The sequence below is a fragment of the Aminithiophilus ramosus genome, from assembly GCF_018069705.1.
Taxonomy (GTDB): Bacteria; Synergistota; Synergistia; order Synergistales; family Aminithiophilaceae; genus Aminithiophilus; species Aminithiophilus ramosus.
The window spans coordinates 65076-83661 of record NZ_CP072943.1 but is presented as its reverse complement, the minus strand read 5'-3'; the positions used below and the strand labels follow the sequence as shown (position 1 = coordinate 83661).

The following is an 18586-nucleotide window of genomic DNA, read 5'->3' as shown; positions in this document are numbered from 1 at the left end:
TATGGCGGCCCCGGCAGGAGCCGCCACGTCGACGGCCGTCGTGACGGACGTCTTCGACGGCGACACGGTCCGGGTCCGATTCGACGACGGGCAGATCGAACGGGTGCGTTACCTCCTCATCGACACGCCCGAACTCCACCATCCCCTCAAGGGCGTCGAGGAGCTGGGAGAGGAGGCCCTTCGCTTCAACGCCGAGCTTGTGGAGGGCCGGGAAATCGTCGTCGAAAGGGACCGGGCCGAGCGCGACCGTTACGGCCGCCTGCTGGCCCATCCTCGCCTCGTCACCGACGAGGGGGAGCTTCTCGTCACGGCCGCCCTCATCCGGGCCGGGCTGGCCCTGCCTCTTTTCATCGAACCCAACGACCGCCATGTCGAGCGCATCGAAGCGGCCCTCGAAGAGGCCCGGCGAAACCGGAGGGGACTTTGGGGGCTGGCCTGGGAGCGCCCCTTTTCGGCCGCCCAGATCTGGACCTTCCTCGCCCATCTCCGCGGCCGCTTCGTCCGGGTCCGACTGGACGTGGCCGAGGTCCGCAGGACCCGGACGCGCTGGCTCGTCACCGACGCCGATGAGCGTCTGACCCTGGCCTTCTCCCTCGCCCAAGAGGGGCGCTTCCCCGACCCCCTCTCCTGGGTGGGAAAAACCCTCGACGTCATCGGCAAGGTCGAGGCGGGCTACCGCGGCGTCGAGATCTCCCTCGGCCACCCGCTCCAGATCGTCGGCCTCTCTCCCTGATTCCATCCACCGCTCTCCACAACGCCATCCACCGTTTATCCACAGGCTTATCCACATATCCACAGGCTTCACGAGGCCATGAAGGTTCTATCCACATAACGGTCCCTGAACGTCCCAGACAGGAGGTGTTCCCCATGTGGAAATTTGACAGACCGCGGAACGAGGCCGACCAGATCCTCTCCTACGAGCCGGGAAGCCCCGAGAGGGAGGCCCTGGCGGCGGCCGTAGAAGAGCTGAAGAGGGCGCCGGCTTCCCTTCCCCTCATGATCGACGGCCGCGAGGTCTGGACCGACGACGTCGTCGAAATCCGAGCCCCTCACGACCGTCGGCTCCTTCTGGGCCAGGCCTGTCTGGCAGGACCGGCCGAGCTGGAGGCCGCCGTCGCCTCGGCCCTCGAGGCCCACCGGACCTGGAGCCGCCTCCCCTGGCCCCAGAGGGCGGCCGTCTTTCAGCGGGCCGCCGACCTTCTCAGCGGGCCCCGGAGGATGGCCCACCTGGCCGCCATCATGCTCAACCAGTCCAAGACGCCCTACGAGGCCGAGATCGACCTGGCCGAGCTGGTCGACTTCTGGCGCTACAACGTCTGGTTTCTCAACGCCATCTACGGGGAGCAGCCAGAACAGGGGTACAGGGAGATCAACCGCTTCGACTGGCGCCCCCTCGAGGGCTTCGTCCTGGCCATCTCGCCTTTCAACTTCTACTCCATCGGAGGCAATCTGCCGACGGCGCCCGTCCTCTGCGGCAACGTGGCCCTCTGGAAGCCGGCCCGGTCCGTTCTCCTCTGCAACCACGAGATCCAAAAGCTCCTCGTCGAGGCCGGTCTGCCGGCGGGCGTCCTCAACTTCGTCCCCTTCGCGAGCCGCAGCGGAGGGGCCGTCCTGAGCCATCCCGATCTGGCCGGGCTCCACTTCACGGGCAGCTACGAGACCTTCGTCGAGCTTCAGCGCCAGATCGGCATGAACATGGCCCACTACCGCTCCTTCCCCCGCGTCGTCGGAGAGACGGGCGGCAAGGATTTTCTCTTCGTTCACGCTTCGGCCGACGCCGTCGCCGTCGGAGCCAACATCGTCCGAGGCGCCTTCGAGTATCAGGGCCAGAAGTGCTCGGCCGTCTCGCGGGTCTACATGGCCGAGAGCCTCTGGCCCCAGGTGAGGGACTATCTGCTGCGGGAGGTCGCCGACCTGCCCGTGGGACCGACGGAGAACCTGACGAACTTCATGGGCGCCGTCATCGACGAGGAGGCCTTCGACCGGATCGGCCTCTGGCTGGACCGGATAAGGGACCACCCGGAAAGCTACGAGCTGCTCGTCGGAGGAGGCCGCGACGCCAGCGAGGGGTGGTTCATCGAGCCCACCGTCGTCGTCGCCCGCGATCCCAAGGACCGGATCATGAGGGAGGAGATCTTCGGTCCCCTGGTGGCCGTCTACCTCTACCCCGACGAGGCCTTCGAGAAGACGCTCCATCTCTGCGACGCCTCGACGGAGTTCGCTCTCACGGGAGCCCTCTTCGCCCGCGACCGCGAGGCCATCGCCGCCGCCGAAGAGATCCTCCGCCACAGCGCCGGCAACTTCTACATCAACGACAAGCCGACGGGAGCCGTCGTGGGGCGACAGCCCTTCGGCGGGTCGCGCCACTCGGGAACGAACGACAAGGCCGGCTATCGGGCCAACCTCCTGCGCTGGCTCAGTCCGAGGCTCATCAAGGAGAACACCGTCCCGGCCCGGCAGTGGCAGCGGCCCTTCATGGGCTAAGGAAGGGGGAGGCGCCGGACGTCGTCATCCTCGACCTTCTCCTTGACGACCGTTCCGAGGCGGGAGATCTTCACCCTCAACGGGTAGGCCTTTCCGTCGACGAGAGCCGTCCGCACCTCCCATCGGCGGTCCATCTGATCCTTGCGGACGGGCCAGGAGCGGACGCCCAGGGTGGGCGTCCGCTCGAGAAAGAAGGCCCTCACGGCCTCGACCTGATCGGACCGGGCCAGGGCGCGGAGGATGAAGAGGGGACGGCCCTTCTTGCCCAGGGCCTGGAGGAGGTGGGCCTCGAGGCTCAGCGCCTGAAGTTCCTCGAGGAAACGGCCCATCTCCTCTCCCGTGGCGTCGTCGAGGCTGGCCTCGACGAGATGGGCCTCCTCGAGGGAGCCCCCTCGGAACAGGATGGCCCTGACGGCATCCGCCGCGCGATCGCCGACACCGTAGCCGACGCGCAGGGGAACGCCGGAGGGGAAGCTCTCGATGAACCGCTCCGCCGAGGCGAGGAGGGCCGCCGCCGTCGTCGAGACCCGCGCCGACGGCGGGCCTCCCCGGAGCGGGAGGGCGCCCAGCCTGGCCGTCTCGACGACGAGAGGCGAGGGGGACAGGACAAGACCGCCGGGACCGGAAGCGGCGCCCGAGCCGACGGCCAGGGGCATCGAGAGGAAGGGTCCCTCGCCGAGGCCGTCGAGGAGGAGGAAGAACCCCAGAAGGTCGACGACGGTCCGGAAGGAGCCCGTCTCGACGGAAAGGGTTTCACCCCCCCCGAGGACCCTCTCGGCCTCGAGGAGAAGGGCCAGGGCACGGAGGGCCCTCTCCCTGACGGCGGACGAGGCGCCGACGAGATCGGAGGCCCGATCGAGGGCCTCCGCCATGTCGCGGCGAAGCCAGGACCCCTTTTCCCTCACCTCGACGACGAGGCCCGTGGCGCCCGGCCCCTCCCGGCCCCTTTCGGCGCGCAGGGAGAGCGCCTCGACGCCGAAGGCCCGAAAACCCCTCAGGGGAAGAAGGCGGGAGAGATCGCCGCCCAGATCGACGAGGGCTCCCAGAAGCCTCGTTCCGTCGGCCCCGGCGTGAGGCTCGAAAAGGATCATCGCTCTTCCTCCTTTGTCCTGTTGAGGCTCCCCGAGACGAGGCCTTCGAGATCGACGGTGACGAAATCGAATCCCAGACCGCCCAGAGTCCTCAGGATTTCCTGACGCCTTTCCAGAAGGACCTCGGGCCGCGAGGCGGCGACGACGGCCGTCCTGTAGGGCAGGTGGCGGACGCGAAACGCCTCCAGGCCGAGGTCCTTCAGAAACGCCTCGGCCCTGGCGACGCGGTCGAGGCGCTCCCCGTCGAGGGCGAAACGGTGGGGGAAACGGCTGGCCAGACAGGGCTGGGCCGGACGGTCCCACCCCGAGAGGCCCAGACGGCGGGAGAGGTCCCGCACGTCGGCCTTGGCGAAGGCGGCCTCGATGAGGGGATGGCGGACGCCCTCCTCGTCGGCGGCCCTCATCCCCGGCCGATCGTCGTCGAGATCGGAGACGTTCATGCCATCCAGAAGAAGGGAAAAACCGCGAGGGGCGGCCCAGCGCCGGACCACCTCCTGTCGGACCTTCCGACAGAGGTAACAGCGATGGGGAGGATTGGCGGCGAATTCGGGGAGAGCCGTCTCGTCGACGGCGATCTCCGCCAGGCCGAGACGGGCCTCGGCGGCGAAGGCCCGGGCCCTCTCCACCTCGCCGGGCGGGGACAGGGGAGAAAGAAGGGTCACGGCCCAGGCCCTTTCGCCGATGACACGGCGGGCCAGATATGCTACAAGGGAGCTGTCGACTCCGCCCGAATAGAGGACGACGGCGTGATCCATCGCCGCCAGAATCGTCTCCAGATGGTGCGCCTTCCCGTCGAGGGAGTCCACGACGTCACTTCCTTTCGACTCAGCCTACGATACCCTCGCTCCGTCCCGATCATAGCACGGGCCCGACGCGACCGACGGACAGGAGGAAAGGCCCATTTCACGCAAAGCGCGCGTCCTGCTGGGAGGACTTGTCCTCGTCATCGTCCCCCTCATCCTCATCTACGTCGTCTCCCGGTCGAACCTCGGGAGCGACCGCCTTCGTCTCGTCGCCCAGGCCGAGCTGGAAAAGGCCCTGGGCGGTCGTCTCGTCGTGGCCTCCCTCCGGGGCAACCCCCTCAGGGGGTACCGGGCCGACGGCCTCTCCATCGAGAGGGAGGGAGCGGTTCTGGCCTCGGGCGAGGCCGTCGAAATCCACCTCTCCCTCCGCTCCCTCATGGCCGGAGAGGTCGCCATCTCCCTCCTGCGCCTGAAAGGACTCTCCCTGGACCTCTCCTGTCTGAGCCCCTCCGCCTCCTCGGGCTGCCCCACCTTGCCGCAGGGGATCAGGCGCCTCGAAATCATCGAGGCCCACCTCCTCGCCCCCGGCGGGGAGGCCGTCGACGTCGCCCGGGGCACCTGGGACAGCCGGAGCGACGGAGCCGTCGTCGAGGCCGAAGGACGCTTGCGGGGACTCCCCTTCAGGGGAAAGCTCCGCCTCCTTCAGAAGGAGGGCAGGCTCTCCCTCGAAGAGGGCTCCCTCTCCCTGGGCAACAGCCGACTCCAGCTGGCGGGGACGCTGACGCCTCTGGCCCTCTCCGGGCGGGCTTCCCCCCTGGACCTGAGCGAGCTGTCCCTGCTCTTCCCCGGCGTGACCGGGGCCGGTCTTTCAGGCAGGCCCGACGTCACCTTCTCCCTGGGAGGGGAGGGCCCCTCGACGCTTTCGGGGACGCTCCACCTCCCCCGAGGCCAGGCCGTCGGCATCGCCCTCGACGATTTCCGCGCCCGATGGACGTGGAAGGAAAGGCACCTCTCCTTCGCCGAGATCGCCAGCCGTGCCAACGGCTCGCCCGTCAGGGGCGACCTGGATCTGGACTTCGGCGGCGAGAGGCTGGCCCTCTCCATCGACCTCGAAGGGGAGAACCTCGACATCGGAAGCTGGCAGAAGGCCTTCCCCTGGCTCTCCTTCGCCTCGGGTTCTCTTGCCGCCATCGCCGTCGACCTGAAAGGCCCCACGTCGAACCTGGCCGGAAGGGTCCGCTTCGTCGACGCCGAGGCTTTTCTGGCCGGTCAGAAGGCCTCGGCCTTCGGCGCCGAACTCCTCCTCGACGGGAGAGGCTCCATCTCCCTCAGGGGAAGCGGCCGCTGGGTAGCGGCGCCCGTCGATGTGGCGGGAACGGTCGCCCTCGACGACAGGACGACCCTCGATCTCCGCTTTTCCACGAACGCCCTCGTTCTCCACAGACTCCGGGCCCGTTTCGGCTGGCTCGAAGCCCTCCTCCCCGAAGGAGACCTGGCCGGGACCATGACCCTCCGAGGACCGGCCGCCTCTCCCGCCTACGAGGGGACGATCCGTTCGGACAAGATCCGCCTCTGCGGGAAGCCCCTCGGAAACTTCGAGGCCCGCTTCTCCGTCCGAAACGGCGACGCCGTCATCGAGAAGATCCGGGGAGAATGGGAAGGGGCCGTTGTCGAGGGCGCGGGAATCGTCTCCCTCTTCGGAACGGCCACCCCCTCCCTGGCCCTGACGGGCCGGGTCCGCGACCTCGCCCTCGGCCTTTTCGTCCCCGACGGCTTCGACGTCGGGGACTCCCAGGGCTCGTGGAAACTGGAGGGGCCTCTCGATCGGCCCCTGTGGACGGCCTCTCTCTCCGTCGACGACGTCGCCCTCGGCGGAATCAGGGGAGGGCCCTTCGCCGTCGAGGCCCGCTACGACGGCAAGAGCCTCGCCCTCGACGCCCTCAGCGGCCCTCTCCTGGGCGGGGAAATCACGGGCAGGGGGAAAATCGAACTGACGGCGACGCCCTCGATGAAGCTCCAGGGCGACTTTCTCCGCCTCCCCCTGGCCGAAAAGGCCCTGGAGGGGACGATCGCCGAGGGAAGCCTGTCGAGCTCTCTTTCCGGAGGCTACCTCCTCGAAGGTCCCCTCGCCGGGCCGAAGCTCCTTCTCCACGTCCGAGAGGGACGGGCCACGGCCTGGTCCGTCCCCGTCGAGGCCGTCGAGGGTCGTTTCTCCCTCGACGGCGACCGCCTCGTCGTCGAAAGGGCCTCTCTTGCCCTGCTCGGGGGAAAGGCCTCTCTGTCCGGCTCCTTCCGGAAGGAGACGGGAGCCGCCATCGAGGTCCGCCTCGACGGCCTCGACATGACGACCTTCCCGGGAAGAAACGACCTGGCCTTCACCGTCGGAGGCCTCCTCTCGGGCTCGGCCCGGCTTTCGGGCACGGGCAAGACGGTGCAGCTCGAAACGGAGCTGACCGTCCCCACCTTCAAGGTGGGCGACTTCTCCCTCTCCGACGTCGCCCTCCAGGCCCGGGCCGACAGGGAGCGCCTCGAGATCACCGCCGCAAAGGGACAGATCGGGACGTCGGCCCTGGAGGCCCGGGGGAGTTTCGCCCTGGACCCCCTGAGAGGGAGCTTTTCCCTGGCCGGCAAAAAACTCGATCTGGCCGTCTTCGCCTCCGCCGCCGACCCGAAGAGGACGGGAGGCCTTTTCGACATCAGCCTCGACGCCCAACTGGGGACGACCTTCTCCGCCACGGGCTCCCTCACCTCGCCGTCGCTGCGCCTCGGAGGCCTGCGCCTCGACGATCTCCAGATCCCCTTCCTCGTCCTGGACCGTTATCTCACCATCGAAGAGGGAAAAGGGACCTTCTACGGCGGCGCCGTCGAAACCCAGTGGTCGCTGGGCCTCGACGAGGAAATCTGGGGAGGCAACCTCTCCGTCAGAGGCTTCGATCTGGCCCCGGCCCTGGCCGACGGCCTGGACCTGGAGGGCTCCTTTTCGGGAAAGACCGACCTCCAGATCAGCCTGTCCGGGACCTACGGCCGCGCCATGCTCCTCGACGGCCGGGGAAATCTGACCGTCGCCGACGGCCAGGCCGAGGGCTTTTCGGCCCTCTCCAAAGCGGGCGGCCCCATCCCCTACCGGTCCCTTGCCGTCAACTACGTCATCGACGGCAAGACCCTCTACCTCCTCCCCGGCAGCCGCGCCGCCGCCCCGTCGGGAAACGGCCTCTACCGCTACCTCTCCTTCGACGGGGACCTCACGCCGGGCAAGGACCTCGACATCGCCTGTTACGGCGAGGTGAACCTTCAGGCCTTCAGCGCCCTCCTGGGCGCCTTCTCCAAGCTGGCTCTCGCCGAGACCTCCCAGGCCATGGTCAAGGGCTTTCTGAGCGGCCTCCTGGGCAACGTCACGGGCCGCGACTTCCGCGAAGTGAGCCTGCGCCTCGTCGGAGACTGGGAGACTCCCCTGCTGAAGGACTTCACCATCCGGCAGAGCCAACAGAGGAGTACGCCCATCCCCTCGGGCGCCTCCGACCCCAAGGACCGAAGCGACGCCCAGCAGTTCACCTTCCGTCTCGAATTTCCGACGGGCCAGGGCGTCCGCAAGGGCAGCTCCGAGATGGGCAGCCAGATCACCCAACAGATTCTCGACCAGATCCTGATCCAGATCCTGGGGACCGACGACGAGGCGCCCGACGACGGCTCCTTCTACAACTAGACCGGACCGGCTCCCGCGTCTCAGGCGTAGCGGTTGAGGACGTCGAGGAGGGGCCTCTCGTCGATGTTCCCCCCGGAGATGACGACGGCGACGCGACGGCCCGCCACGTCCACCCTGCCCTTCATGAGGGCGGCGACGCCGACGGCTCCGGCCCCCTCGACGACCTGATGATGGGCCCTGTGGCAGAAGGCGATGGCCTCGGCGATATCCTCCTCCGTCACGGCCAGGATCCCCGCCACGCGCTCCTTGGCCAGGGTGAGCAGGCTCTGGGGAATGGACCCCGTCAGGCCGTCGGCCAGGGAGTCGTCGTAGGTCGTCTCGACGACCTTCCCTCCGGGCCAGGAGAGGACCCAGGGCTGGGAGGCGACGGACTGGACGCCCCAGATCTCCACCGAGGGACGGAGGGTCCTGGCGGCGATGGCGATGCCGTTCATCAGCCCGCCTCCGCCGGCGGGCGTGACGATGACGTCGATCTCGGGCTCGTCGCAGAGCAGCTCCAGCCCCAGCGTTCCCGCTCCGGCGACGACGTGGCGGTCCTCGAAGGAGGAGATGTAGGTCTTCCCCTCCCTCTCGGCCGCCTCATGGGCCTCCCTCTCGGCATCGTCGTAGAGATGGCCCACGACGCGGAGCTCGACCCAGTCGCCGCCGAGACGCCTGATGGCGGTCTGTTTCGTCTCGGGACAGCTGCCGGGAACACAGATGAGGGCCTTCAGCTCCAGAAGGGCCGCGGCCATGGCCACACCCTGGCCGTGGTTGCCGCTCGAGGCCGTCACGACGCCGCGGCCGCGCTCGTCGGCCGACAGGGAATACATTTTGTTCAGGGCCCCCCGCAGCTTGAAGGAGCCGCAGATCTGACGGTTCTCCCACTTGACGAAGACGGGCGTTCCCACGAGATCGCTCAGGGGGAGAGAGAGCTCCGTCGGCGTGTGGCGCACCCTCCCCTGGAGAAAGCGCCGGGCCTTGAGCAGATCGGTGATCGTCGGGGCGACAAAAGGCTCCATGACAAGGACCTCCCTAAAATGAGATGCTTCACCGGTAAATTATACCCAAAAGCGCCCTTCCCGCCGGGAAAGATCGATTCAGATTAGCTCTTGCTTGTATCTTTCCGTCGGACTATACTCCAGTAAATTAAACTCAGAAAAGAAGGTGACGATCCTTGGGAGAGAGAATCTTCCTCCTCGGCGGGGCCCGCAGCGGGAAAAGCCGCCTCGGCGAGTCTCTGGCCCTCCGTTGGGGCGGCTCCGACGTGACCTACATCGCCACGGCCGAGGCGGGCGACGCCGAGATGGCCCGGCGAATCGACCTCCACCGCGCGAGCCGCCCCCGAGAGTGGCGGACCTGGGAGGGGGAGCCCCAGGCCCTTCCGGCCTTCGTGGAAGGACTGGAAGGGGTGGTCCTCATGGACTGCCTCACCGTCTGGCTCTCGCGCCTCTTTCTGGCCGATCCTGCCGTCGAATCCGACGACGAGACCCTCTGGCACGAGGGGGAACGGAAGATCCTGGCCTCCGTCGAAGCCCTTTTCGACGCCGCCGGGAAGGCGGAGCGCTTCATCGTCGTCTCCAACGAGGTGGGCATGGATCTCGTACCTCCCAACCGCATGGGACGGCGCTTCCGCGACCTTCAGGGAAGGGCCAACCAGATCGGCGCCGCCAGGGCCGAGACGGCTCTTCTCGTCGTCGCCGGGCTGCCCCTGGTCCTCAAGGGAGGCCTCGACGATGGCCGCTGAGAGGACCCGCCCGGACAAGAGCCTTTTCCTCCTCCTGGGCTTCCTGACGGCCCTGCCCGTCCCTCGCCGCCTCTGGCCCCGGGAACCCCTATCCCTGGCCGACGCCCTGCCTCTGGCCCCCTTCGTCGGCGCCCTCCTGGGCGCCCTCTCGGCCGCCCTCCACCTCCTGGCCCGTCCCCTCGTCGGGGGCTCGGGGGCCGCCTGGATCGCCCTGGCCGGCTACATCCTCTGCGGCTGGAGCCTCCATCTCGACGGTTTCTCCGACCTGGCCGACGGGCTGGGAAGTCACAAGAAGGGAGAGGCCATGAGGGCCGTCATGAAGGACAGCCGTCTCGGCGGCTTCGGCGCCGTGGCCCTCGTCGTCGCCCTGGGCCTCTGGACCTCCCTCGTCGCCTCCATGGAGGCCCTCGAGGCGGCGAGGGCCCTCTTCATGGCCGCCCTGGCGGGGCGTTTCGGCCTCTGCCTGGCCGCCCGTCTGGGGACCTACCCCTGGGAGTCCGGGCTGGGACGGGAGATCGTCCTCTCCTTCTCCACGAGGCACCTCCTCCTGGCCCTGACGGCGGCAGGCCTCTTCCTCCCTCTGGCGCCGCAGCTCTGGCTCGCCTCCCTCCTGGCCGCCTCCCTCGTCGCCTCCGGCCTCGTCGCCGTCGCCGAAAAACGCCTGGGCGGCACGAACGGAGACGTCCTGGGCGCCTGCGAAGTGGCCGGAGAGGTGGCGGCTCTCCTGTCCTGCGCCGCCCTCACATGACGAAAGCCCCTCGGAATGCTATGATCGTCCTGAATGAATCCTCCGAAAAGAATGCGAGCCGAAACCGTCCGGGAGGGATGAGGCCATGAAGCTCGTCTATACCCGCTCCCTCAAACCTCAGATGATTCTCGCCCGTCCCCTCTACTCGGAAAAGGGAACCCTTCTGCTTGCCGAGGGGATTCAGCTGAACGAGAGACTCGTCGGCATGCTGGACCGGATGGAGGTCCCCTTCGTCTACGTCCGGGACGATCGCTTTCCCGATCTGGAGGTGCGTCCCCTCATCAGCCACCGGAACCTGGGAAGGGCCATCAGGGAACTCCATCGGACCTACGAGGACGCCACCCGGAACAGCACCAAGGCCGCCCTCGTCGCCGACTTCGACCAGCTCTTCGACGTCGTCCGCTCCGTCCTCGACGAAGTCCTCAGCCAGCCCGACCTCGTCGTCCACCTCCTCGACGTCCGCAGCAACGACGGCTACTCCTACCAGCACAGCGTCCAGACCATGATCCTCTCCATGATGATCGGCCGGAGGATGGCCCTCCCCGAGGCGCAGCTGCACAACCTCGGCCTGGGTGCCCTTCTGGCCGGCATCGGCAAGGCCTTCATCCCCAGCCGGATCCTCACCCGGTCGGGCCCCCTGAGCCGCGAGGAGCGGGAACTTCTCTACCACTACCCCCGCTTCGGATGGGAGCTTCTCGAGGGCTACGGCAACGTCTGGCCCACGGCACGCATCGTCACCCTCCAGCATCAGGAGAGATGGAACGGCAGCGGCTACCCGTCGGGCCTGAAAGGCGAGGCGATCCACCTCTTCAGCCGCATCGTCGCCGTCGCCGACGTCCACGACGCCCTCGTCTCGCGCCGCCCCTGGCGGGAGGCCCTGCGCCCCTACGAGGCCTTCGCCCAGATCACCGCCGAGTCGGGAGGCCTCTTCGACCCAGCCGTCGTCGACATCTACCAGAAAATCGTCACCCCCTATCCCATCGGGACCTGGCTCTACCTCTCCACGGGCCACATCGGCATGGTCACCGACTGCTTCGTCGACGACACCCTGCGCCCTCAGGTCCGCATCGTCCGCCACGAGCGGACGGGCCCCCTCAGCCGCCCCCTGACCCTCGACATGAGGCAGTATCCCGACCTGGAGATCGGAGCCGTCCTCGACGGAGAGCCCGAAGGGGACGGCTCCGACGAGGCGGAAAAAGAGCGCGAAAAAGGGGGAAAAGAGGGCGTTGAAAAAGGGGCCGCCAAGGTGTAAAGTGAGTCTGAACCAGGTCGCCGCGGATGACGGGAAGCCGGTGAAAGTCCGGCGCGGCCCCGCCACTGTAACCGGGACGAAACCGCAGCAAGCCACTGGAGCATCCCCACTCCGGGAAGGCGCGGGAGTAGAACGATCGGAAGCCAGGAGACCGATCCGCAGGCGTTTTCCTCAAAACCCCGCTCGAGGGAGCGGCTTGGGGTGCTTGAAGGCGGCCTGGAGTCAGCATCTCCCCATCCTCCGGGCCGCGGGATACCTCCCCTTGCGGCCCCCTTCTTTTTTTCGAAAAAGGAGACATCCATGACGATCCGACTGGTCGCCGCCGATCTCGACGACACCCTTCTCGACAGCGACGGCACGCTCCGTCCCCGCACCCTCGAGGCCATCGAGGGCTGCCGGAGGCGAGGCGTCGTCGTCACCGTCGCCTCGGGACGCATGTTCCGCTCCATCGTCCCCTACGGCGCCCTCATGGGCGACAACCTCACCCTCATCGCCTACAACGGCGGCCTCATCCGCGAGGCCGCCTCGGGCCGTACCCTCCGCCACAGGACCGTCGAGGCCGGTCTCGCCGCCGACGTCCTCGCCCTCTGCCGTCGTCGGGGCTGGTACGTCCAGACCTACATCGACGACGAGCTCTACGTCGAAAGCCGCGACGACGACCGCGCCCGTGCCTACGAGAAGCTGGCCGCCATCGAGGCCGTCCCCCTCGGCGACGCCTACTGGGACCTCGATGGGGAGCCGACGAAAATGCTCCTCATCGACGACGCGACCGCCATGGTCTCCATCGCCGAGGAGATGCGCTCCCGCTTCGCCGGACGGCTCTCCCTTCCCCGCTCCAAGCCGGGCTATCTGGAGGTGGTGCCCCTCGACGTCGACAAGGGGCGGGCGCTGGCCTTTCTGGCCCGATCGATGGGCCTCGGACGAGAAGAGGTCATGGCCATCGGCGACGGCGAGAACGACCTGACCATGATCGAATGGGCCGGCCTGGGCGTCGCCATGGCCAACGGATCCCCTCTGGCCCGGGAAAGAGCCGCCATCGTCACCGCCTCCAACGACGACGACGGCGTGGCCCTCGCCCTGGAAAGACACGTCCTCTCCCTCCCCTGACGGACGTTTCATCGAACTTCCGCAGACCCTCCAGGACAACGCCGAGACGAGGCCTGCTCCGGTTCGCCTGGCGTGTGGCCCGAGTCAACATGCCCGCTCTCTCAGCGGCCCGCGTCTAGAAAACCTTCGCCCTGTCGCCCGCCGATCGGCTTCCCCTCCCTGCCGAGCTCTCCGGCCCGGCGCTCCTTTCCGTTGTCCTCTATTTTTGAAGCGACATCAAGATCGATCTTGACACCCCCTCTTTCCGATGCTACCCTCTCTCCGTCGATCTAAATGTGATAGGTATATCAATCTCAATAAGAGGGATGCCTTGTGTGTGATTCCAAAATGCCCGTCCATGAGATCCGCACGATCCGGGCCAAGACGACGGTCTACCTCGGCGCGAGGGCCATCACCAAGATGGACGCCATCATGGCCGACCTCTCCGGCAGGGGGATCGGCAAGGTCCTCTGCGTCACGGGCCGGGGCTCCTACAGGAGCACCGGCGCCTGGGATCACGTCCGGGCCGCCTTCGACCGATACGGCGTCGATCACGTCCTCTACGACCGGATCACGCCCAACCCCACCGTGGACAGCGTCGACGAGGCCGTCGAGATGGGCCGCGACTTCGGGGCCCAGGCCGTCGTCGCCATCGGCGGAGGCAGTCCCATCGACGCCGCCAAGAGCGCCGCCATTCTGCTCCAGTATCCCGACAGGGACGCCCGGGACCTCTACGAGCTGCGCTTCGTCCCCGACAGGGCCGTGCCCGTCGTCGCCGTCAACCTCACCCACGGAACGGGGACGGAGGCGGACCGTTTCGCCGTCGTCAGCCTTCCCGAGAAGGACTACAAGCCGGCCATCGCCTACGACTGCATCTACCCGGCCTACGCCATCGACGATCCGGCCCTCATGACGGGCCTCTCGGCCGACCAGACGCGCTTCGTCTCCATCGACGCCCTCAATCACGTCATCGAGGCCGCCACGAGCAAGGCCGCCTCGCCCTATACGGTTCTCCTGGCCCGGGAGACGGCCCGCCTCGTCGCCGCCTACCTTCCTCAGGCCCTGGCCCACCCCGGTGATCTGACGGCCCGCTACCACCTTCTCTACGCCTCTCTCATCGCCGGAATCGCCTTCGACAACGGCCTGCTCCACTTCACCCACGCCCTGGAACACCCCCTTTCGGCCGTCAGGCCCGATCTGGCCCACGGCCTGGGCCTGTCCATGATTCTTCCGGCCGTCATCGCCCAGATCTACCCGGCCTGCCCCGAAGTCCTCACCTCCCTTCTGGCCCCCTTCGTCGAGGACCTCAAGGGCCTCCCGGCCGAATCGGAACGGGCCGCCCGGGCCATGGAGCGCTGGCTCGCCTCCGTCGGCGTTCCCGACAAGCTGGAAGATCAGGGCTTACGGCGAGGGCGACATCGACCGCCTGACGGATCTGGCCATGACGACGCCCTCCCTCGACGGCCTTCTGGCCATGGCCCCCACTCCGGCGCCGAAGGAGACGGTGGCGGCCATCTACCGCCGCTCCCTCAGACCCTGCAGCCGCTGAGAGAGGTCACGTCAGAGACAGGCCCGCTTCCCGATCGACGGGGGGTGGAGACACGAGAGACCGCCCTTCCGGAAGGGCGGTCTCTCGTGTCTGCCTATCGACAGGCTCGCAAGGACACCGACAGGGCTTCAAGATCTTTACCCATCGATCCGCAGGTGCGGGTTCGAGGCCAACGTTTCGCTCTTCCGGTCGCCTCGCCCGGCCGGACCGATGACGCTCCTGATCGTTTTTCGCCTGCCGATCGGGAGTCCCTTGCATCCGAACCTTTTCTCGGCAGGGGCGAGCCTTCCTGCGAGTGCGGCTAAAGCGTATAGTTTAAAGAGATTCCCAAACAGCTTCGTCCACTCCGGGAGGCGTCGTCCATGGCCTTTTTCCCCGACAGCGTCCGCAAAGCGTTCATCGTCACGCTCACCGTTCTCGTCGCCGCGACGGCCCTCCCTCTCCTCCTGTTCATCGTAGAGGAACGGAGCCATGCCCTGGACACGGCCGTCAAGGCCGCCGAAAATGCCCTCGTCCTTCAGGCCTCCCACATGAACCGATGGTTCGAGCAGGACATCATGGAGCGGGTCCGGAACGCGGCCGATCTCGCCTCCGTCCGGTCGAGGGATCTCGAGGCCATGGCGGCCGATTTCCAGGCCCTCGTCGGCAGGGGAAAGGTTCTGACGAACCTGGCCTACGTCGACGTCCGGGGACGGCCCGTCGCGGGCGCCACCGAAGGCGCGGCTCCCGACAGGACCATCGACCTCAGCGACCGCGCCTACTTTCAGGCCGCACTCCGGGGCGAGGAGGCCATTTCCCCCGTCCTCCTGAGCCGCGTCGACGGCGACCCCATCGTCGTCTTCTCCGTCCCCCTCTTCAGGGAAGGGACCTTCGACGGCCTCCTCTTCGGCGCCGTGAGGCTCGCCCAGCTGATCGACATGATCAAGGATCAACGGTTCGGCCAGTCGGGGCGTTTCCGCCTCTTCGACGGATCGGGCCGTCCCCTGAGGCGTTCCGAGGAGTACCCTCCCTCGTCGCCCCCCCTCTTCGACGCCACGGAGGCTCAAGGCCCGGAGCTCTGACGGTCGAGGTCGGCAACGGCGAAGGGGGAAGGGCGCTTCTTTTCCTCCAGCCCCTGGCCCGAAGCGGCCTTTTCATCGGCGCCGAGCTCGATTTCGCCGAGATCAACGCAGGAACCCGCCGCGTGACACACGCGGCGGGCCTCGGCCTCCTTCTCCTGGGAGGCGTGGGGACGGGGCTCTTTTTCCTCCTTTCCCGCCGCATCTCCCGCTCCCTGAAAACCTTGGCGGAAACTCTCGCGGCCACGGCCGAGGGGCTCTACACCCCCCTGCCCGAGGAGGCCCTCGCCCCGTTGCCCGAGGAATTCCGTCACATCGGCGAGGCCGTAAACGAATTGAAGAGGCGGGTCAACGCCTCCATCGCCGAAATCCGCGAGCGGGGGATCCGCGACGGCCTGACGGGGCTCCACAACCGCCAGTTCTTCGAGGAGGCCCTCCACCGCCTGGGGCGGGGCGACCAGGACCCGGTGACGGCCGTCATGTGCGACGTCAACGGCCTCAAGCTCGTCAACGACGGCCTGGGCCATCTCTGGGGAGACCGACTCCTCCAGAAAGCGGCCGACGTCCTCCGCGACGTCGCCGGACCGGAGGACATCGTGGCCCGCATCGGCGGCGACGAGTTCGTCCTCCTCCTTCCCCGCAGCGACGACGCCAGAGAGAGGGCCCTGGCGGAGCGGCTGGGCGAACGCCTCCGGCGCAACGGGAACGGTGACGGCGGGGACGACGACATCCCCCTTTTCATGGCCTGGGGGATGGCCCGCGACGACGCCGCCCGGCGGAGCCTGGAGGAGGTCGTCAAGGACGCCGACGAGAGGATGTACGCCCGCAAGGAGACGCGCCGGGCCGACACGCAGAGGGCCCTCCTCGACGTCTTCCTCGACAGGATCGACGCCAAGGAGCGACGGCGCATCAACCACATGGAGCGATGCCGGACCCTCATGGGGGCCTTTCTCCTCTCCCGGCCCGACATCGACGCCCCCTTCCGGGAGAGGATGACCCGCCTGGCCTCGCTCCACGACATCGGCATGGTCGGCGTCGACGGAGCCGTCGTCGCCAAGAAGGGCCCTCTCGACGCCGACGAGTGGCGGGCCATCAGGAGCCACCCCGAGATCGGCTACCGCATCGCCTCGGCCATCCCCCATCTGGCCGACCTGGCCGAGGCGATCCTCCATCACCACCAGCGATGGGACGGACGGGGCTATCCCTTCAGGAAGACGACACCTCCGGCAGGCGAGTCCGTCCCCCTCGAAAGCCGCATCATGAGCCTCGTCGACGCCTATGAGGCCATGACGGGCTGCACCTACGCCCCGCCCCGAAGCCACGACGAGGCGATCGCCGAGATCCGCCGCTGCGCCGGGAGTCAGTTCGATCCCCTGTGGGCCGAGCGGTTCGCCCTCTTTCTGGAGACAGGGCAGCCGATCTGACCGCAAAGGGACCGAAAGGGAGGGAACCGTCAGGGCCCACCCCTTTCGGCGCTCTCTCGTGGAGAAATCGAGGCGGGAAGACGGGAGGATTCGGTCATGGAACGCGACGCCGTAACGCTCCGGAAGGTCTGGAAGGTCTTTCGCTCCGGACAGGTCGAGACCTTCGACGATGACCTGCTCCGCGAAAGGACCCTCACCCTCGTCGTCGACGGGAAGGAGGAGGCCGTCGTCGTCCTCTCGCCCGGCGACGAGGAGCTCTGGGCCCTCGGCCACCTCTTCTCGAAGCGGATGATCGGCTCCCGCGACGAGATCCTCTCCGTCGAGACGACGGCCGACGGGCTATCCGTGAGACGGCGTCTCCCCCTCCGGGGCCTCACACCCGAAAGCCGCCCGGTCCGCAGGGCGTCGGCGGGTCCCTCCGAGGCCTGCGGCGGCAGAAAGGCCCCGCCGCCCCTCCCCGTCCGATGGGCCCTGGAGGCCGCCTCCCTCTTCGAGGCGGTCGACGCCCTCGCCGAGGGGCCGCTTTTCCGCCGCACCGGCAGCGCCCACGTGGCCCTTCTGGCCTCGAAGGAGGGACGTCCCCTCTTTCGCGTCGAAGACGGGGGGCGGCACAACGCCATGGACAAGGCCATCGGCTGGGCCGTCCGGGAGGGAATCGATCTGGCCGACTGCTTCATGGCCCTCTCGGGACGGCTGGCGGCCGACATGGTCCGCAAGGCCCTCGACGCCGGCCTTCCTCTCCTGGCAAGCGTCTCGGCCGCGACGGCCTCGGGCGTCGAGACCGCCGCGGCCGGGGGCGTCACCCTCGTCGGCTTCGTCCGCAAGGGAAAAATGAACGTCTACTCCGTCCCGGAGCGGATCGTCGAGCTGGCCCCCCGGGCATGAAACGGAGGAGGCGAAGAGGTCGCAGCCTCTTCGCCTCCTCCGAAGTCACTTGATGCCGTAGCGGGAGAGAATCTCGTCGAAGGTCCCGTCGGCCCTGATGGCCGCAAGCCCTCTGTCGAAGGCCTCGATGATCTCCCTCGCCCTGGGGTTCTTGAGGCCCGAGGTGACGTGGAGATTCTGGACGCTCATGGGGTTTTTCGTGAATTCGATCTGGTCGAGGAGCTCCGGCGCCGCCGTGGCGAGGAGGTTCCGGCCGACGATCTCGTCCTCCAGCGTCAGGTCGACGCGGCCGGCGACAAGCTTCTTCACGTTGGTGACGAAGTCGGGGACGGGATCGCGCTTGAAGGCGGGGTCGCTCATGAAGGCGTCACCGTAGCCGTAGTCCCGAATGATGCCGACGGTGAGTCCCTTGAGGCTCTCCATTCCCTCGTACTCGAAGGGGTCTCCCTTGCGCTTCACCAGTTTCAGCTCGTTGGCCGCGTAAGGTTCGCTGTAGAGAAGGACCTCTTTGCGGCTGTCGGTCATCCACGTGTTGGGCAGGATGTCGTAGGTTCCCTCGCGGACGTCCTCTTCCGCCCTGGCCCAGGGCATGAAGTGCATTTTGACCTCGTAGCCCTCCCGGCCGAGGGCGGCCCGGACGATCTCCATGCTGAGCCCCTCCGTGGGCGAGTCGGGATCCATGAAGGGGGGCCAGGGGTCGGTCGCCGCCGTTATGACCTTCGTCTCGCCGAAGCAGAGTCCGGCGGAAAGGACAACCATCAGCATCGCCACGATCATGCGTCGCATCACGTGTCGCACCTCCCTTTCTCTCGTCGCCCCGCCGGGTCCTTTCCTCGG

General features: G+C 67.7%; 15 protein-coding genes and 1 riboswitch. Of the genes, 11 read left to right on the top strand and 4 right to left on the bottom strand.

What is annotated here, in order from left to right; all coding sequences use genetic code 11:
• The first annotated feature begins 1 nt into the window (after position 1).
• Both KAR29_RS00360 and pruA read left to right on the top strand, forming a co-directional pair.
• Entirely contained in the window at positions 2-733 is a 732-nt protein-coding gene (locus KAR29_RS00360; RefSeq protein ID WP_274373673.1) for a thermonuclease family protein, read from the top strand.
• Positions 734-867: 134 nt separating this feature from the next.
• The gene (gene pruA / locus KAR29_RS00355) at positions 868-2484 is read left to right on the top strand and encodes an L-glutamate gamma-semialdehyde dehydrogenase (RefSeq protein WP_274373672.1); all 1617 of its coding nucleotides are present in this window, start codon (positions 868-870) and stop codon (positions 2482-2484) included.
• On the opposite strand, the gene larC2 is transcribed toward pruA, so the two are convergent.
• On the bottom strand, positions 2481-3575 hold the full coding sequence (gene larC2, locus KAR29_RS00350; RefSeq protein WP_274373671.1) for a nickel pincer cofactor biosynthesis protein LarC2: 1095 nt from the start codon (positions 3573-3575) through the stop codon (positions 2481-2483). The two genes, pruA and larC2, sit on opposite strands and share 4 nt — an antisense overlap.
• A complete protein-coding gene (larE, locus tag KAR29_RS00345) occupies positions 3572-4381 on the bottom strand; it encodes an ATP-dependent sacrificial sulfur transferase LarE (protein WP_274373670.1) in 810 nt (269 codons plus the stop codon). The genes larC2 and larE overlap by 4 nt, the downstream gene beginning before the upstream one ends.
• Positions 4382-4631: 250 nt before the next feature.
• On the opposite strand from larE, the gene KAR29_RS00340 reads away from it, so the two are divergent.
• Positions 4632-8021, top strand: a complete 3390-nt coding sequence (locus tag KAR29_RS00340) for a translocation/assembly module TamB domain-containing protein (RefSeq protein ID WP_274373669.1) — start codon at positions 4632-4634, stop codon at positions 8019-8021.
• A gap of 20 nt (positions 8022-8041) precedes the next feature.
• On the opposite strand, the gene KAR29_RS00335 is transcribed toward KAR29_RS00340, so the two are convergent.
• Positions 8042-9022, bottom strand: coding sequence for a threonine ammonia-lyase (locus tag KAR29_RS00335; protein WP_274373668.1), 981 nt, complete (start codon positions 9020-9022; stop codon positions 8042-8044).
• Between the two features lie 155 nt (positions 9023-9177).
• Between KAR29_RS00335 and KAR29_RS00330 the strand changes: the two genes are divergently transcribed.
• The 8 genes from KAR29_RS00330 to fdhD all read left to right on the top strand — a co-directional run bounded on the left by KAR29_RS00330 (position 9178) and on the right by fdhD (position 17749).
• Positions 9178-9747, top strand: a complete 570-nt coding sequence (locus tag KAR29_RS00330) for a bifunctional adenosylcobinamide kinase/adenosylcobinamide-phosphate guanylyltransferase (protein ID WP_274373667.1) — start codon at positions 9178-9180, stop codon at positions 9745-9747.
• Entirely contained in the window at positions 9737-10495 is a 759-nt protein-coding gene (gene cobS, locus KAR29_RS00325; protein ID WP_274373666.1) for an adenosylcobinamide-GDP ribazoletransferase, read from the top strand. The genes KAR29_RS00330 and cobS overlap by 11 nt, the downstream gene beginning before the upstream one ends.
• 85 nt (positions 10496-10580) lie before the next feature.
• The gene (locus KAR29_RS00320) at positions 10581-11747 is read left to right on the top strand and encodes an HD-GYP domain-containing protein (protein WP_274373665.1); all 1167 of its coding nucleotides are present in this window, start codon (positions 10581-10583) and stop codon (positions 11745-11747) included.
• A gap of 7 nt (positions 11748-11754) precedes the next feature.
• Positions 11755-11921: riboswitch (cobalamin riboswitch) on the top strand.
• Between the two features lie 126 nt (positions 11922-12047).
• Positions 12048-12854, top strand: coding sequence for a Cof-type HAD-IIB family hydrolase (locus KAR29_RS00315; protein WP_274373664.1), 807 nt, complete (start codon positions 12048-12050; stop codon positions 12852-12854).
• A gap of 312 nt (positions 12855-13166) precedes the next feature.
• Positions 13167-14687, top strand: coding sequence for an iron-containing alcohol dehydrogenase (locus KAR29_RS00310; RefSeq protein WP_311135600.1), 1521 nt, complete (start codon positions 13167-13169; stop codon positions 14685-14687).
• A gap of 57 nt (positions 14688-14744) precedes the next feature.
• The gene (locus KAR29_RS00305; RefSeq protein ID WP_274373663.1) at positions 14745-15443 is read left to right on the top strand and encodes a cache domain-containing protein; all 699 of its coding nucleotides are present in this window, start codon (positions 14745-14747) and stop codon (positions 15441-15443) included.
• A 122-nt stretch (positions 15444-15565) separates the two neighbouring features.
• Positions 15566-16864: a diguanylate cyclase domain-containing protein gene (locus tag KAR29_RS00300; RefSeq protein ID WP_274373662.1), complete on the top strand. Its 1299-nt coding sequence runs from the start codon at positions 15566-15568 to the stop codon at positions 16862-16864.
• A 96-nt stretch (positions 16865-16960) separates the two neighbouring features.
• Complete coding sequence (gene fdhD, locus KAR29_RS00295; RefSeq protein WP_274373661.1) at positions 16961-17749, top strand: formate dehydrogenase accessory sulfurtransferase FdhD; 789 nt, start codon at positions 16961-16963, stop codon at positions 17747-17749.
• Between the two features lie 45 nt (positions 17750-17794).
• Here the strand turns inward: fdhD and KAR29_RS00290 are convergent, their stop codons facing one another.
• On the bottom strand, positions 17795-18535 hold the full coding sequence (locus KAR29_RS00290) for a transporter substrate-binding domain-containing protein (RefSeq protein WP_274374994.1): 741 nt from the start codon (positions 18533-18535) through the stop codon (positions 17795-17797).
• Positions 18536-18586: the final 51 nt, after the last annotated feature.

What these genes read in the sequence shown, in the direction of transcription:
- KAR29_RS00360 (WP_274373673.1), top strand. Translation starts at nt 2, where the DNA reads ATGGCGGCCCCGGCAGGAGCCGCCACGTCGACGGCCGTCGTGACGGAC.
- pruA (WP_274373672.1), top strand. Translation starts at nt 868, where the DNA reads ATGTGGAAATTTGACAGACCGCGGAACGAGGCCGACCAGATCCTCTCC.
- larC2 (WP_274373671.1), bottom strand. Translation starts at nt 3,575, where the DNA reads ATGATCCTTTTCGAGCCTCACGCCGGGGCCGACGGAACGAGGCTTCTG.
- KAR29_RS00335 (WP_274373668.1), bottom strand. Translation starts at nt 9,022, where the DNA reads ATGGAGCCTTTTGTCGCCCCGACGATCACCGATCTGCTCAAGGCCCGG.
- cobS (WP_274373666.1), top strand. Translation starts at nt 9,737, where the DNA reads ATGGCCGCTGAGAGGACCCGCCCGGACAAGAGCCTTTTCCTCCTCCTG.
- KAR29_RS00320 (WP_274373665.1), top strand. Translation starts at nt 10,581, where the DNA reads ATGAAGCTCGTCTATACCCGCTCCCTCAAACCTCAGATGATTCTCGCC.
- KAR29_RS00315 (WP_274373664.1), top strand. Translation starts at nt 12,048, where the DNA reads ATGACGATCCGACTGGTCGCCGCCGATCTCGACGACACCCTTCTCGAC.
- KAR29_RS00305 (WP_274373663.1), top strand. Translation starts at nt 14,745, where the DNA reads ATGGCCTTTTTCCCCGACAGCGTCCGCAAAGCGTTCATCGTCACGCTC.
- fdhD (WP_274373661.1), top strand. Translation starts at nt 16,961, where the DNA reads ATGGAACGCGACGCCGTAACGCTCCGGAAGGTCTGGAAGGTCTTTCGC.
- KAR29_RS00290 (WP_274374994.1), bottom strand. Translation starts at nt 18,535, where the DNA reads ATGCGACGCATGATCGTGGCGATGCTGATGGTTGTCCTTTCCGCCGGA.